We start from the raw sequence: 15,150 nt of genomic DNA on the forward strand, positions 1-15,150 counted from the left end.
TGTGGTATAATGAGAGAGTTAGAGATATTTAAGATAAGCAGGGGATAAAAATGCAATTAACGTTCTATGAGGTGGCTTCTGTTTTGAAAGCCAAAAATGATGTTCATCTATTTCCAGATTATACATTTAGAAAGGCAGAATTTGACAGCCGATTGATTGGAGAGGGAGATTTATTTCTGCCTCTTAAGGGTGCGCGTGATGGGCATGACTTTATTGCGACAGCATTTGAAAATGGAGCTGTGGCAACCTTATCAGAAAAAGAATTGGAAGACTATCCTTATATTTTAGTAGATGATGTATTAGCAGCACTGCAGCATTTGGCACGGTATTATCTGGAAAAGATGAAGGTAGATGTTTTTGCAGTCACAGGTTCTAATGGTAAGACGACGACCAAAGACATGCTGGCTCACCTCTTGTCAATGGCTTATGAGACTTACAAAACGCAAGGAAACTACAATAATGAAATTGGTCTTCCTTATACGGTCTTGCATATGCCAGATGATACTGAAAAGTTGGTGCTGGAAATGGGGCAAGATCACATGGGGGATATTCATCTTTTATCTACTATCGCTCAGCCAAAAGTAGGCATAGTGACTTTAATTGGAGAAGCACATCTAGAATTTTTTAAAAGCCGTCATGAAATTGCAAAAGGAAAGCTACAAATCGCTGACGGTATGAAAAATGGGGCTCTTTTAGTTGTCCCAGCGGACAAGATTATCAATGACTTTTTACCAAGTCAGCAAAATGTTGTTCGTTTTGGTCCAGACGAAGATATTTGTCTAACAAAATTAGAAGAACGAAAAGATAGCTTGACCTTTGAGACCAACTTTTTAACTAGTGCTATTGACCTTCCAGTAACTGGAAAATACAATGCGGCTAATGCTATGGTTGCAACCTATGTAGCTTTAAAAGAAGGGGTGACAGAAGAGGCCATTCAAAAAGCTTTTTTGACTCTTGAATTAACGCGAAATCGCACTGAATGGAAAAAAGCTAAAAATGGAGCTGATATCCTCTCAGATGTTTATAATGCGAATCCAACAGCTATGCGTCTGATTTTGGAAACTTTTTCTACAATTCCTTATAATGATAATGGTCGGAAGTTGGTTGTTTTAGCTGATATGAAGGAGCTGGGGGCTGAGTCTAAACAAATGCATAGCGCTATGATAACTAGTCTAAATCCGGAAATTTTATCAGAAATATTTCTCTACGGAGAAGATATGGCTGCTCTTTTTAGCTATGCCAAGGAAATTTTCCCGCTAGGGAGAGTCCACTATTTTGTAAAAAATGCTGAAAAAGACCAGTTTCCGGCCTTAGTAAAAGCGATTAAAAAAGTGCTCCAACCAGCAGATCAAGTGTTGATAAAAGGAAGTAACTCTATGAATTTAGCTAATCTAGTAGAGGAATTGGAGAATGAGGTGTAAGCATCAGGTGCAGTATCTTGCTCTTCTTCGCGGTGTGATGCCTATGGGACCAAATCGAATTCCTAAGATGAGTGATTTAGTTCAATTGTTGGAAACATCTGGTTTAGATAATGTTTCAAGCTATATTCAATCAGGTAATGTGATTTGTGAAACGAGTATATCTGCTAAAGAATTGGCTCGACATATTCATCAATTGATTTTAGAGAAAATCGGCGCAAATTTAGCCATTATTGTAAAAGAAAAATCGGATTTAGAAAAAGCTATCTTACAAAATCCTTTCCCCGAGGAATTGGATTCATCACGGATTCATCTGGTTTTTACAAACAGTCATATTTCGACAGAGCGATTGACAGAAGTGAGAGAAATGAACTTTACAGATGAAATATTTGCAGTTGGAGAAACTTGCCTTTATATGTATCTACCAAGAGATGCTAGAATAAAGAAATTAAATAATAATTTTCTTGAAAAGAAATTAGGTATTATTGCTACAACAAGAAAATTAAGTGTCATAAAAAAATTAATTGATAGGATGGATTAGTAGAAGATGAATCTACAAGAATTTTTTACAAACCATAAAACGGAGGCACCACAATTGACCCCGTTTTGGTACGGAATAATGTTTTTAGGAATCATTTACATCATGTACAGTGCTGTAAAATATCATCAAAATAAGCGTTATCAAATTATTTTAAAATTTGTACAAGGATTCCAAATTCTAATGCTTTATAGCTGGTATGTCGCCACTTTGTCACCACTATCTGAGGCACTTCCTTTTTATCATTGTAGATTGGCGATGTTTGCTATTTTGTTTCTGCCTGATTCCTCAGTTTATAAACAATATTTTGCACTTTTGGGAGTATTTGGGCCTATTTGTGCATTGATTTATCCTTTGTTTGATCCATTTACTTTTCCTCATATTACCTTAGTATCTTATCTGATTGGCCACTATGCTCTTTTGGGAAATTCTCTTACGTATTTGATGAATCATTATGATAGTAAGCAATTGGGCTTGCGGCGAATTGTAGAGATTAGTTTTGCTATGAATCTCTTGTTATTATTTGTAAATTTTGTGAGCGGTGGAAATTATGGTTTTTTGAAGGAGCCGCCTTTAGTAGGTGATTATGGGATGATTAGCAATTATCTATTGGTATCATTGCCTCTGATTTTAGCTATTTGGATGATTTCTCTGGTCTTTAAACAAATACAGATTAAGCAAGAACAAGAAGAAACGATAAGACAGGAAAATTAAATTGTGCTGAAGAATTTTTTAACTACTCATACAACAGAACCGCCTCTGATATCGACATTTTGGCATGGATTGATGCTTATGTTTATCTTACTGTTCATCTATGTGGCTGTGAAATATCATGATAATTCATATATTGTAGAAACGTTTAAATGGATTCAAATCATACAGTTAGTTGTTCTTTATACATGGTATATTGGCTTTCGATTACCACTAGCCAATAGTTTACCCCTTTATCATTGTCGTTTAGCCATGCTTGCTGTTGTTTTTTTACCAGACAACTGGCGAATCAAACAGTATTTTGCTTTAATGGGAGTAAGCGGTGCGGTATTTGCTTTGGGCTATCCGGTCTTTGACCCTTATGATTTTCCACATATTACGAGCTTTTCTTTCTTGATTGGTCATTATGCCTTGTTGGGTAATTCCCTTGTGTATCTGATGAATTCGTATGATAAGAAAGCACTAAAAAAATATCAGATTCTTTTTTATACTTTTGCATTAGATTTATTTTTAGTAGGGGTTAATCATTTGACAGGTGGTAACTATGGTCTTATGACACACCCACCTTTTATTAAAGGGGAGAATATTTTGTTTAATTATTTGGTTGTTTCAACCATACTGTCTGTCACCTTGATTCTTCTTGATGAAATATTTAAAAGGCGATGGAAAAAGAAATCAAAAATAATTTCAAACTGATATATCTCAATATTTATTTTCCTGTCAAATTTACTTGGCAGGATTTTTTCCACTATTTTGTGCAATGTAAAAAATTTTTGCTAGATTTTATGCAAGAAAATAGTAAAATGAGAGTAGAAAGATAGGAGAGAGATTATGGAAATTGGTAAAAAATTAAAAGAAGCGCGGCAAATATGTGGCCTGACACAAGAAAGTGTCGCAGAAGAATTAAATGTATCTAGACAAACTATCTCAAATTGGGAAACAGAAAAATTTTATCCGGATATTTTATATGTTTTACAGTTAAGTGATTTGTATCAGGTTAGTTTGGATGAATTGTTGAAAGGAGATGAGCATATGATTCAGCACTTAGAAGATTCCACTAATACTGTTAAGAGCAATCGAAAGATTTTACTAGCCTTTATATGTAATATTTGTTTATTATTCCTTTTCTTCATTTTTGTCACTCCAATCTCTAAGAGTTATCTGTTGACCTTGTTAGCGGTGGCGCTGGTAACTGGGACAAGTGGGTATATCTTGGTGCAGATTATTCGCAAAATATAGGAGGTTTTATCATGACTTGGTATCTGTTGACCTTGATTGGTTTGCTTATCGTAACAAATGGACTGTTTGTTTATCAATTATTTAAATTGATTGAATTAGATGCTGCGGTTCGCGGGATGAAACACCCCAAATTTTGGGCTTTCTTAACGACTGGCGGTCAACGAGGAGAAGGATTGATTTTGTACCTATTAAAACGGAACAAGGCCGTTTTTTCCATGACAGCAGAAGAAACAGAAGAACTTCAAACGAGGAAACAACGGTTAATCTATTTACTGGTGTTAATGGTTATCTTAGCGATTTTTCTCTTTGCTAGTGTGCTTGTGAGATTTTAATAGAAGTCTCGACTATCGAAAAAAATAAATTAATCGCCCGAGAGGGCAATTTTTATCTTCTCTAGATTATTGAAAAAAAGCGCTAAATCCGCTATAATGGATAAGTTGAAAGGATCAAGGATTCCGATGTAAAGATAAAAAGTAGATGCTAACATTCACGATTATTCTAAAATGAAAGAAAGAGAAAAAGATGACTTTACAAGAAGAAATTAAGAAGCGACGGACTTTTGCTATTATTTCCCACCCGGACGCAGGGAAGACGACCATTACGGAGCAGCTGCTCTACTTTGGAGGCGAGATTCGTGAGGCTGGGACAGTCAAGGGGAAAAAGACCGGAAACTTTGCCAAGTCCGACTGGATGGATATTGAGAAGCAGCGGGGAATTTCTGTGACGTCCTCTGTCATGCAGTTTGATTACGATGGCAAACGGGTCAATATTCTGGATACGCCAGGGCATGAGGATTTCTCAGAAGATACTTATCGAACTCTGATGGCGGTCGATGCAGCGGTCATGGTCATTGACTCGGCTAAAGGTATTGAGGCCCAGACTAAGAAGTTATTTGAGGTTGTCAAACATCGCAATATCCCAGTCTTCACCTTTATGAACAAGCTGGATCGAGATGGCCGCGAACCTTTAGATCTACTGGAAGAACTGGAAGAAATTCTAGGCATTGCTAGCTACCCGATGAACTGGCCAATCGGTATGGGAAAAAGTTTTGAGGGTCTCTATGATCTCTATAATGAACGTCTAGAACTGTACAAAGGCGATGAGCGTTTTGCTTCTTTGGAAGATGGCGACCAACTTTTTGCTTCCAATCCTTTCTATAATCAGGTCAAGGAAGATATCGAACTCTTACAAGAAGCTGGAAATGAATTTTCAGAAGAAGCGATTTTAGACGGTAAGCTGACACCCGTTTTCTTCGGTTCAGCCTTGACCAACTTTGGCGTGCAGACTTTCTTAGAAACTTTCCTTAAGTTTGCTCCGGAACCACATGGCCATAAGAAGACAGACGGTGAAGAAGTCGAGCCACTCAGCCCAGACTTTTCAGGTTTTGTCTTTAAAATTCAGGCCAATATGGATCCGCGCCACCGCGATCGTATTGCCTTTGTCCGTATCGTTTCTGGTGAGTTTGAGCGCGGTATGAGTGTCAATCTGCCTCGCACTGGAAAGTCTGCCAAGCTGTCTAATGTCACCCAGTTTATGGCCGAAAGTCGGGAAAATGTCACAAATGCTGTGGCAGGTGATATCATCGGAGTTTACGATACTGGGACTTATCAGGTAGGAGATACTCTAACTGTGGGCAAGAACAAGTTTGAATTTGAACCTCTGCCAACCTTTACACCAGAGATTTTCATGAAGGTTGCAGCTAAGAATGTCATGAAGCAAAAATCCTTCCATAAGGGGATTGAACAGCTGGTGCAAGAGGGAGCCATTCAGCTTTATACCAATTACCAAACTGGCGAGTATATGCTAGGAGCTGTCGGTCAGCTCCAGTTTGAAGTCTTCAAGCATCGCATGGAAAATGAATACAACGCCGAAGTGGTTATGAATCCCATGGGCAAAAAGACAGTTCGCTGGATTTCACCAGATGACCTTGATGAGCGTATGTCCTCGAGTCGCAATATCTTAGCCAAGGACCGCTTTGACCAGCCTGTCTTCCTCTTTGAAAATGATTTTGCTCTTCGCTGGTTCGCAGACAAGTATCCGGATGTCAAGTTAGAAGAGAAGATGTGACGTACCAAAACTATCTGATTACAGACCGTGTATAGCAACATCATAGTTATAATAAAATCGGCTCGCTAGGTTAGTTGCTACAGGATATAAAGATTTACTGATTGTATATATTAAATTTTCCTAAGGATTGAGCTTTCTTCTCTCAGTCCTTTTCCATTGATAGTGAAAGGGGAAAGTAGTGTTTATCGAAAAGAAATTACAGAGTGGAATGGCCTGGATAAATTTGGATGCAGATATTTTAAGTCAACACCCAGGTTCTTATACAAAATACAATATTGATGAAGAAACAATTGAGTATGCACTGGATAAAAATGAACGCGCCCACATGGACTACAATCGTGAGACAGGAACAGTTGTTTTTATTTTCAATGTACTCAATTTAAAAAGATCTAAAAATTACTATGAAACAGTCCCTATGACCTTTGTGGTACAGCAGGATCGGCTCATTACCATTAGCAATAAGGAAAATACTTATGTTGTAGATATGATGAAAAATTATGTTGAACACCATGAACCAGTTACAGTTTACAAATTTCTATTTGCTAGTTTAGAATTGGTGTGTAATTCGTATTATCCTGTGATTGAACAAATGGACGAAACAAAAGATAACATCAATCATCTCTTGCACCAAACAACCACTAAAAAAAATCTCTTTGCTTTGGCAGACTTAGAGACTTCCATGGTCTATCTGGTCGCTGCTGCAAAGCAAAATCGCATGTTATTAGAGCATATTAGAGGACATGCAATTTATCGCCGTTTAGATGAAGTTGAAAAAGAGCAGTTTGATGATGTCATGATTGAAGCTCGCCAGTTAGTAGCAATGACTGACTTAATTTCTCAAGTTCTCAGTCAATTGTCAGGTTCTTACAACAATATTTTGAATAATAATCTGAATGACAATTTAACCGTTTTAACAATCATTTCTGTTCTCTTAGCGGTTCTTGCTGTTATTACTGGGTTCTTTGGCATGAATGTACCACTTCCGTTATCCAATGACAAGAATGCTTGGATTTATATTGTTGTCATTAGTTTAGTTATATGGGGACTTCTGACCAAGGTTCTTAAGTGGCTGGCCAATAAACGGTAATAAATTAAAAAGGCTTCCTTAACTCTTGGAAGCCTCTTCATCGCTTTTTTGTCTTTTTCGATATTCTAATCCCCAACCAATCATCCAGCAGAAAACCAGCAAATAATTTTCAATCCAGCCCAGTAGATTAGCTTGATTGGCTTTTTCCAGATAGCCTAGCAGATGGTTGGTGCCAAAGCCCAGTCCACCCAGAATTAGAGCTAGTAGGGTCATACGCAAATAGAACCAATCATACTTCATGTTGGCGGCAAGTAGTAACGGCAGAATAGCCAGATTCCAGAAGCCGATTTCTCTCTGCCAGTAGGGCGCTAGACCATAGATAGATTCAGCGCCTAAGAGTTGGGGCTGGAAAATCTGGATAATAGCTGCACTCAGCATAGCTAAGATAAGTAAAATGAAAATCACGCGTAAAAATTTATTCATACCTATCTCCTCTCTTCTTTGTAGATTATAATGTTTTTGAAAATGATTTTTAAGTTTTCATTTTTTACAGAGAGAATCTCTAATAAAATATTTTACACTCAAGTCCTATCTTTTTACCTTTCTTTATGTTATACTAGATAAGTTGTAAATTAGTTAGCTTTCTCATTCATCTTTGACAGAAAATTAAGCTGCAGTCGTTTCGATTGGAACCCTTGTGTCAGATTCGTTGAATGAAAAGCAAAATATGTTTGATAAGGTAGCTTCGCACTGCCTTTTTAGAAAGAAGAAGAACATTGAAATTTAATAAATTCCATTTGTCTGCTGAATTGTTAGCAGAGGTTGAAAAAGCTGGCTTTGTTGAAGCCAGCCCAATCCAAGAACAAACAATCCCGCTTGCTATGGAGGGAAAAGATGTGATTGGACAAGCGCAGACTGGTACAGGAAAGACAGCTGCTTTTGGTTTTCCAACTCTTGAAAAAATTAACACAGAAAATCCCTTTATCCAAGCGTTAGTTATTGCACCAACTCGTGAGTTAGCTGTTCAAAGTCAGGAAGAGCTCTTTCGCTTTGGCCGTAGTAAAGGAGTGAAAGTTCGATCAGTTTATGGTGGCTCTAGCATTGAAAAGCAAATTAAAGCCTTGAAATCAGGCGCCCACATTGTCGTAGGAACCCCAGGGCGTTTATTAGACCTCATTAAGCGCAAGGCGTTGAAACTCAATCATGTAGAAATTCTTATTTTGGATGAAGCAGACGAAATGCTCAATATGGGCTTCTTAGAAGACATTGAAGCAATCATCTCACGCGTACCAGAAGAACGCCAAACCTTGCTCTTTTCTGCGACGATGCCAGATGCTATCAAGCGGATTGGTGTGAAGTTTATGAAAGATCCAACACATGTCAAGATTGCAGCTAAAGAATTGACAACTGAGCTGGTGGATCAATATTATATTCGCGTAAAGGAAAATGAAAAATTTGATACCATGACACGCCTGATGGATGTGGAACAGCCTGAGCTATCTATCGTCTTTGGTCGGACCAAGCGACGGGTGGATGAGCTGACTCGTGGGTTTAAACTCCGTGGTTTCCGAGCAGAGGGTATCCATGGTGATTTGGACCAAGGCAAGCGCCTCCGCGTCCTCCGAGACTTTAAAAACGGCAATCTGGATGTCTTGGTGGCGACAGATGTAGCTGCACGTGGATTAGATATTTCTGGTGTTACCCATGTTTACAATTACGATATTCCACAAGACCCCGAAAGTTATGTTCATCGTATCGGACGGACAGGTCGTGCTGGTAAATCTGGTCAGTCTATTACATTTGTAGCGCCAAATGAAATGGGTTATCTTCAAATCATTGAAAGCTTAACCAAAAAACGTATGAAAGGTATGAAGCCAGCATCTGCAGAAGAGGCTTTTCAAGCTAAGAAAAAAGTTGCACTCAAAAAGATTGAACGAGATTTTGCAGATGAAGCTATTCGTAGCAATTTTGAGAAATTTGGTAAGGATGCTCGTAAGCTAGCGGCTAAATTTACACCGGAAGAATTAGCCTTATATATTTTGAGTCTGACAGTACAGGACCCAGATACTCTTCCAGAAGTGGAAATTGCGCGCGAAAAACCACTGCCGTTTAAATATGTTTCTGGTGCCAATAAGGGAAATCGGAATCATAAAGGTGGTAATCGTCGTGATCGTGGTAATAGACGCGATAATTACAAAAAAGGAGCTCGCAATGAGCATTTTGACAAGGAAAAACGCTACCGTAAAGATCACAAAAAACCTCGCAATACTTCAAGCGAAAAGAAAACTGGCTTTGTGATTCGGAATAAAGGGGATAAATAAGGATGCCATAATGATGGGGTGGGACAGAAATCAATCGTTTCGTAGAAACTTGATTCTATCTTCCCACCTCCACGATATGACCTTGGAAAACTTGTGGATTATTGAAGGTCGGAAATAAAGGCAAGTGAAGTGAAGCTTGACCTCTTGAAATCTGCAAAGTTGATTTATCAATGTATTAGAATCCGATCAACTAATGCATTTTGAAATTATAGCTATATAAAAATATGAAGCTGAGATAACAGAGCTCAGCTTCATATTTTTATAAGAAGATATAAAGTTATTAAAATGTAACTGGCGTAGCAGTTTCTTGAAGAACGGTATCTAATTCAATAATGTTTTGTTTGCCCACTGTTTCAAGCCATTTAATTGTAGCTTCTTGGCCACCTTCCTGATATGCTTTTGTAGCATCAGCCCAAGTAGCGCGTCCACAAAGGACACCGTTGAAAGTTGACCCGGCTTCTTTAGCAAAACGTAAAGTATCTTGAAACAGTTGAGCGGAAACACCAGCAGATAAGAAAATAAATGGAAGAGAAGTGGCGTCGCTTTGTTCTTTGTAGAAGGCTGCCGCTTCTTTTTTATTGTATAAGATGTCATCTTTAGCGAAACCTTCAACGTATTTCATATTAACAGGAACTTCAACTTTGAGGACATCAACACCAAATCGTTCTTGTGAGTATAGTTTCATAGCTTCAATGACTTTATGAGGTTTGAGTTTGGCATATTCTTTTTCATCTGTTACTTTGGCATCATAAGAAACCAACTCAAGGAAAAATGGCATATCTTCGGCTTTACACTCAGAAGCGATACGTTCAATAAAGGCCTCTTTAATATCATTGACTTCCTTGCCTTCGTCAATATCTACATAGAGTAAGACTTTTACAGCATCGGCACCTTGGGCTTTGAGGCGTTGAACTGATACATTTTCGACAAGGTCAGGGAAACGACCGGCTACAGTTTTATCATAACCTGTTTTTTCGTAAGCGACAAGTAATCCAGCGTTTTCGGATCGAGCGGTTGCAGCTTCCCATCCTAATTCTGGATCAAGTAAAATAGAAGAAGCATACCTTGTTAAATATTTCGATACTAATACTTTAAACTCTTCCAGTTGCTTAACCGGAGTATCTTCACCAAGCATACGGCGTAAAGCTCCACGTTGGTCAATGGCTAAAGCACCAATAATTCCATTTTTATCACATAAACGGTTTAATTTTTCTTGTTTTGTTGTCATTCCCAGACTCCTTTTATTTTATATGATTTCATTATAAAGTACAAACAAAACAAAGTCAAACAATAACTGACAAAAATGAAAAAAATCTTGTTTTTAATTTTTCAAAATGAATAATTTGTTGTATAATATATTTGAGGAATCTAATTATATGATTAGAAAGGAGACAAAATGAAAGAAGGACGACATAGAGTTATTCTTCAAGAACTGGATCAGCAAGGAGTTGTTTCTGTTAAGAAGTTAAAAGAACTGTTAGATGTGACCGATATGACGATACGTCGAGATTTGATCGATTTAGAAAAGCAGGGCTTGTTGACTCGGGTTCATGGAGGAGCTCATAAAAAAGTCAAAAATGGCTTGAACGAAGCTTCTCATACTGAAAAAACGATGTTGAATATTGAAGAAAAACAAGCTATAGCTCGAAAATGTGCCAGTTTAATTTCTTCTGGTGACACAGTTTTTATCGGTTCAGGAACAACGACGGATTTTATCGGAGATTATTTAGCTGATAAAAGCGTGAGCATTGTGACAAATTCGCTCCCTATTTTTGAAAAATTGAAAGATAATCCTAATTGTGATATTATTCTGATAGGTGGTCGCTATCGGGTGAAGACACAAACGTTTGTCGGGCAGTTTGCTAATAAATTATTGAAGGAAATCAAAGTTGTTAAAGCGTTTATTGGTGTCAATGGGATTGATGGACATAATGTTACTACTGCTAATGAAGAAGAAGGAAATGGCAATGCAATTATCTTGAATAATGCGATTGAAAAGTATATTGTGGCAGATAATAGTAAATTTGATAGTTATTCTTTCTATTGTTTCTACCAATTAGATGATTTGGATGCAGTCATTACAGACGATCATCTATCACCTAAAATCAAGGAAAAATATCAATCGTATACGCGTGTGTTATAGTTAATATTTTAATCACCTGTTCGTGAAGAAGCAGGTGATTTTTTTGAAGAAAGATTGACAGTTTCTATAAAAAACAGGTCTCATCTATGTTAGATTGAGCCTGTTTTTATGAGTATTAACTTTTATTTAATCATGATATTCGCCGCGAGCCCACTTCGCATTTTCTTCGTCAAAAATATGATCATTTTTGGCGACTTCAGGGCTGACTTCAATAATATTATTGATTTTTTCAATCAGTTGTCTATTGGATTCTGTTGGTTGGTATTCTGTTTCAAGAAAAACATCAACGATATTGTGGATGAGGTTTTGACCAAGAATGCGTCCTCCAAAGGCGATGATATTTGCATTCAGTTCTTTTTTTGCATAACGCGCAGTTAGAACGTCACCAACAAGAGCAACACGTGTACCTGGAACTTTATCGGCAGAGGCAGAAATTCCCACACCAGTGCCGCAAAGGGCGATTCCAAGATCAGCTTTTCCTGAAACAACATTTTCTGCAATTAAACGACCAAAGATTGGGTAATGAGTACGATGAAAATCATAGGTCCCAACATCAATGACTTCATGTCCAAGGTCTTTTAAGTGTTCAGAAATTTTCATTTTTGTATCCGTTACGATATGATCACAACCGAGAGCAATTTTCATAATCTTTTCCTCCAACTTTTTAACACAATTTATTAAGCATATCTATGCGTACTTGGTGCCGTCCAGCATCATAATCAGATTTTAAATAAGCCTCTGCGCAAGCATTTGCCAACTCTTCTCCAAGGATAGCTGCCCCCAGAGTGATAATTCGTGTTGAATTGTGACGAATAGTCATCATGGCAGAATGTTCATCTGAGACAGCAGCGCAGATAATGCCTCTATGTTTATTTGCGACCATGTAAGAGCCAATCGCAAAACGATCAAAAAGAATGCCGCGAGCTGTATCATCTTTTCGTAATTCTTTCACAAGAGAGACTGTAGAATCGACAAAGTCCAGTGCTCCTTCTGTTTCATTAAGATCTGTAATATCATAACCGATCTGAAGCAAATGAGTTTTCACTTTATTTTTTAAGTCAAAGCCGTCTCGGTCCGCTGCTAATATAACTTTCATTGTTATACCTCCTTTTTCTTTTACAACAACAATATAACATCTAAAAATAGCATTGTCAAACAAAAAACAACAAAATAAAGCATAATAAATCATTGACAACGCTTTCAAATAATTATATAATGGTTTTACAAACAAAACAACACAAATAAACAGAAGGAGAGGATATGATGGAACTTAATCATTTCTTTGAGAAAGATTTAGTTTTTTGCCTACATGCTGATAATCAAGAAGACCTTTTTAATCAAGTTGCTAATCTCCTTGAGGAGAGACACATTGTAACGTTTTCTTATAAAAATGCCTTGATTGAACGCGAAAGGGCATTTCCTACTGGATTGGATATGAATTTTTTAGGAAAGGATTTGCCGAATGTGGCGATTCCGCATACAGATATTGTCCATAATTTAGCAGAAAAAGTGGTAGTGGTTCGATTGGATCAACCGGTGACCTTTCATAATATGATTGTTCCATCAAATGAAGTGCAAGTATCGCTGTTGTTCTTCATTATCAATAATTCTAATGCTAGCCAAACGAATATTTTGGCTCAATTGATGGACTTTTTTACTGCTGCCGGAAACCTAGAGGCCTTATCTAAGATGGACGATGCAGATAAACTATTTCATTATATTTCGGAAACAATAAATCATTAAAAATAAAATGGAGGATTTTACAATGATTAAAATTTTAGCAGCCTGCGGAGCAGGAGTAAACTCAAGCCATCAAATCAAAAATGCACTGGAAGAAGAACTTTCAAATCGTGGTTATGATGTTCAGTGCGATGCTGTCATGGTAAAAGATGTTAATGAAGATTTGATAAAGGGGTACGATATTTTCACACCAATAGCAGCAACCGATTTAGGATTTGAACCGGGGATTCCGGTTGTTGAAGCTGGACCAATTTTATTCCGTATTCCAGCAATGAGTGCGCCGGTATATGACAATATTGAAGCAGCTATTAAGGAACAGGGACTTAGTTAAATAATCCATTAGAAAATTCATAATGAGAAGTTGAAATGGTAGGTAAGATGGATATTTATTGACTTTAGTATTTTGTCATTTCTCTTTTCGTTCACTATCATTCAAAAAAATAAAATCGGGAGGATTTTTTATGAATGTCATTATTGACTTAGCGAATCGCTTCTTTAAACCCATTTTAGATATGGGCGCACCAATCATCATGTTGATAGTTTTAACAGTACTTGCTTTATGTTTTGGAGTGAAGTTTTCCAAAGCTTTGGAAGGCGGTATTAAACTTGCCATAGCTCTTACTGGTATCGGCGCTATTATCGGTATGCTGAATGGTGCATTCTCAGCTTCGCTTGCAAAATTCGTTGAAAACACCGGTATTCAACTTAATATTACAGACGTTGGTTGGGCACCATTAGCTACGATTACATGGGGTTCTGCTTGGACGCTTTATTTCCTGCTCGTTATGCTCATCGTCAATGTTGTGATGTTGATTACAAAAAAGACAGATACCTTAGATGTTGATATTTTTGATATTTGGCATCTATCAATCACAGGTCTATTGATCAAATGGTATGCGGACAATAATGGTGTTAGTCAAGGTGTTTCTCTCTTTGTCGCAACGCTTGCCGTTGTACTCGTTGGAGTAATGAAAATTATTAACTCGGACTTAATGAAGCCAACATTTGATGACTTGCTCAATGCACCAAGTTCGTCTCCAATGACATCTACTCACATGAACTACATGATGAATCCAGTCATTATGGTTTTGGATAAGATTTTTGATAAATTTTTCCCTTGGCTGGATAAGTATGACTTTGACGCTGCCAAGCTGAATAAGAAAATTGGTTTCTGGGGTTCTAAATTCTTTATTGGATTTATTCTTGGAATTGTTATTGGGATTATGGGAACACCACATCCAGTATCTAGTGTTGCCGAAGCAGCAAAATGGTCACTCGTTATCAAAGGTTGGTTGTCTCTTGGATTAACTGCTGGTGTCTGCTTGGAATTATTCTCTCTTATTGGTTCTTGGTTCATCGCAGCAGTAGAACCTCTGTCGCAAGGGATTACAAATGTTGCGACAAAACGTCTTCAAGGACGTAAATTTAATATTGGATTGGATTGGCCATTTATCGCAGGTCGAGCAGAAATTTGGGCATGTGCTAACGTTTTAGCACCAATTATGTTGATTGAAGCAGTTCTTCTTTCTAAAGTGGGAAATGGTATCTTGCCACTTGCAGGAATCATTGCTATGGGTGTTACGCCAGCGCTTCTTGTTGTAACACGTGGTAAGCTGATCCGCATGATTGTATTTGGAACGTTGTTGCTCCCATTATTCCTTCTTTCAGGAACACTGATTGCACCATTTGTTACTGATTTAGCGAAAGGCGTAGATGCATTTCCTAAAGGTGTAGCAAGTACACAATTAATTACTCACTCTACTCTTGAAGGACCAATTGAAAAATTATTTGGTTGGACAATCGGGAATGCGACTACTGGTGATATAAAGGCTATCTTTGGTGTTATTGCCTTTCTAGCATTTTATATCGGTATCTTTGCTTGGTATAGAAAACAAATGATTAAACGAAATGAAGAATATGCTGCAAATGCAAAATAGAATAATAGA

General features: G+C 37.5%; 17 protein-coding genes. 13 read left to right on the forward strand and 4 right to left on the reverse strand.

Annotation, left to right across the window (positions count from 1 at the left end; genetic code table 11):
* The first annotated feature begins 50 nt into the window (after nucleotides 1–50).
* The 8 genes from HMPREF1654_RS04500 to HMPREF1654_RS04535 all read left to right on the forward strand — a co-directional run bounded on the left by HMPREF1654_RS04500 (nucleotide 51) and on the right by HMPREF1654_RS04535 (nucleotide 7,060).
* Nucleotides 51–1,421 (forward strand): UDP-N-acetylmuramoyl-tripeptide--D-alanyl-D-alanine ligase, encoded by a 1,371-nt coding sequence (locus tag HMPREF1654_RS04500; protein WP_003076247.1) that lies wholly within the window; start codon nucleotides 51–53, stop codon nucleotides 1,419–1,421.
* Entirely contained in the window at nucleotides 1,411–1,959 is a 549-nt protein-coding gene (locus HMPREF1654_RS04505; RefSeq protein ID WP_003072020.1) for a DUF1697 domain-containing protein, read from the forward strand. The genes HMPREF1654_RS04500 and HMPREF1654_RS04505 overlap by 11 nt, the downstream gene beginning before the upstream one ends.
* Nucleotides 1,960–1,965: 6 nt before the next feature.
* Nucleotides 1,966–2,670, forward strand: coding sequence for a YwaF family protein (locus HMPREF1654_RS04510; protein ID WP_003076653.1), 705 nt, complete (start codon nucleotides 1,966–1,968; stop codon nucleotides 2,668–2,670).
* A gap of 6 nt (nucleotides 2,671–2,676) precedes the next feature.
* Nucleotides 2,677–3,363, forward strand: a complete 687-nt coding sequence (locus tag HMPREF1654_RS04515; protein WP_037589467.1) for a YwaF family protein — start codon at nucleotides 2,677–2,679, stop codon at nucleotides 3,361–3,363.
* A 135-nt stretch (nucleotides 3,364–3,498) separates the two neighbouring features.
* Nucleotides 3,499–3,906 carry a helix-turn-helix transcriptional regulator gene (locus HMPREF1654_RS04520; RefSeq protein ID WP_003072025.1) on the forward strand — a complete coding sequence of 136 codons (408 nt, stop codon included), beginning with the start codon at nucleotides 3,499–3,501 and terminating at the stop codon, nucleotides 3,904–3,906.
* A gap of 11 nt (nucleotides 3,907–3,917) precedes the next feature.
* Nucleotides 3,918–4,238: a hypothetical protein gene (locus tag HMPREF1654_RS04525; RefSeq protein WP_003076723.1), complete on the forward strand. Its 321-nt coding sequence runs from the start codon at nucleotides 3,918–3,920 to the stop codon at nucleotides 4,236–4,238.
* A 190-nt stretch (nucleotides 4,239–4,428) separates the two neighbouring features.
* Nucleotides 4,429–5,973 carry a peptide chain release factor 3 gene (locus HMPREF1654_RS04530; RefSeq protein ID WP_003076775.1) on the forward strand — a complete coding sequence of 515 codons (1,545 nt, stop codon included), beginning with the start codon at nucleotides 4,429–4,431 and terminating at the stop codon, nucleotides 5,971–5,973.
* 178 nt (nucleotides 5,974–6,151) lie between these two features.
* Nucleotides 6,152–7,060: a magnesium transporter CorA family protein gene (locus HMPREF1654_RS04535; RefSeq protein WP_003077002.1), complete on the forward strand. Its 909-nt coding sequence runs from the start codon at nucleotides 6,152–6,154 to the stop codon at nucleotides 7,058–7,060.
* 18 nt (nucleotides 7,061–7,078) lie between these two features.
* Here HMPREF1654_RS04535 and HMPREF1654_RS04540 read toward each other — a convergent pair whose 3' ends face one another.
* Nucleotides 7,079–7,483: a hypothetical protein gene (locus HMPREF1654_RS04540; protein WP_003076367.1), complete on the reverse strand. Its 405-nt coding sequence runs from the start codon at nucleotides 7,481–7,483 to the stop codon at nucleotides 7,079–7,081.
* 293 nt (nucleotides 7,484–7,776) lie between these two features.
* Here HMPREF1654_RS04540 and cshA point away from each other — a divergent pair, with 293 nt between their 5' ends.
* Nucleotides 7,777–9,321 carry a degradosome RNA helicase CshA gene (gene cshA, locus HMPREF1654_RS04545; protein ID WP_003076676.1) on the forward strand — a complete coding sequence of 515 codons (1,545 nt, stop codon included), beginning with the start codon at nucleotides 7,777–7,779 and terminating at the stop codon, nucleotides 9,319–9,321.
* A 280-nt stretch (nucleotides 9,322–9,601) separates the two neighbouring features.
* Here cshA and HMPREF1654_RS04550 read toward each other — a convergent pair whose 3' ends face one another.
* A complete protein-coding gene (locus HMPREF1654_RS04550; RefSeq protein ID WP_003076750.1) occupies nucleotides 9,602–10,549 on the reverse strand; it encodes a tagatose 1,6-diphosphate aldolase in 948 nt (315 codons plus the stop codon).
* 168 nt (nucleotides 10,550–10,717) lie between these two features.
* Here HMPREF1654_RS04550 and HMPREF1654_RS04555 point away from each other — a divergent pair, with 168 nt between their 5' ends.
* Entirely contained in the window at nucleotides 10,718–11,464 is a 747-nt protein-coding gene (locus tag HMPREF1654_RS04555) for a DeoR/GlpR family DNA-binding transcription regulator (protein WP_003072041.1), read from the forward strand.
* Nucleotides 11,465–11,590: 126 nt separating this feature from the next.
* On the opposite strand, the gene lacB is transcribed toward HMPREF1654_RS04555, so the two are convergent.
* Nucleotides 11,591–12,109: a galactose-6-phosphate isomerase subunit LacB gene (gene lacB, locus HMPREF1654_RS04560; RefSeq protein WP_003072044.1), complete on the reverse strand. Its 519-nt coding sequence runs from the start codon at nucleotides 12,107–12,109 to the stop codon at nucleotides 11,591–11,593.
* Nucleotides 12,110–12,128: 19 nt separating this feature from the next.
* The gene (gene lacA / locus HMPREF1654_RS04565) at nucleotides 12,129–12,560 is read right to left on the reverse strand and encodes a galactose-6-phosphate isomerase subunit LacA (RefSeq protein WP_003076692.1); all 432 of its coding nucleotides are present in this window, start codon (nucleotides 12,558–12,560) and stop codon (nucleotides 12,129–12,131) included.
* Nucleotides 12,561–12,727: 167 nt separating this feature from the next.
* Here lacA and HMPREF1654_RS04570 point away from each other — a divergent pair, with 167 nt between their 5' ends.
* The 3 genes from HMPREF1654_RS04570 (at nucleotide 12,728) to HMPREF1654_RS04580 (ending at nucleotide 15,141) form a co-directional block, all read left to right on the forward strand.
* On the forward strand, nucleotides 12,728–13,207 hold the full coding sequence (locus HMPREF1654_RS04570) for a PTS sugar transporter subunit IIA (protein WP_003076613.1): 480 nt from the start codon (nucleotides 12,728–12,730) through the stop codon (nucleotides 13,205–13,207).
* 22 nt (nucleotides 13,208–13,229) lie between these two features.
* Complete coding sequence (locus HMPREF1654_RS04575; protein ID WP_003072052.1) at nucleotides 13,230–13,535, forward strand: PTS sugar transporter subunit IIB; 306 nt, start codon at nucleotides 13,230–13,232, stop codon at nucleotides 13,533–13,535.
* A gap of 130 nt (nucleotides 13,536–13,665) precedes the next feature.
* On the forward strand, nucleotides 13,666–15,141 hold the full coding sequence (locus tag HMPREF1654_RS04580; RefSeq protein ID WP_003072056.1) for a PTS galactitol transporter subunit IIC: 1,476 nt from the start codon (nucleotides 13,666–13,668) through the stop codon (nucleotides 15,139–15,141).
* Nucleotides 15,142–15,150 lie beyond the last annotated feature (9 nt).

Origin of the sequence: Streptococcus intermedius SK54 = ATCC 27335 (assembly GCF_000413475.1) — a bacterium.
In the GTDB taxonomy this organism is placed as follows: domain Bacteria; phylum Bacillota; class Bacilli; order Lactobacillales; family Streptococcaceae; genus Streptococcus; species Streptococcus intermedius.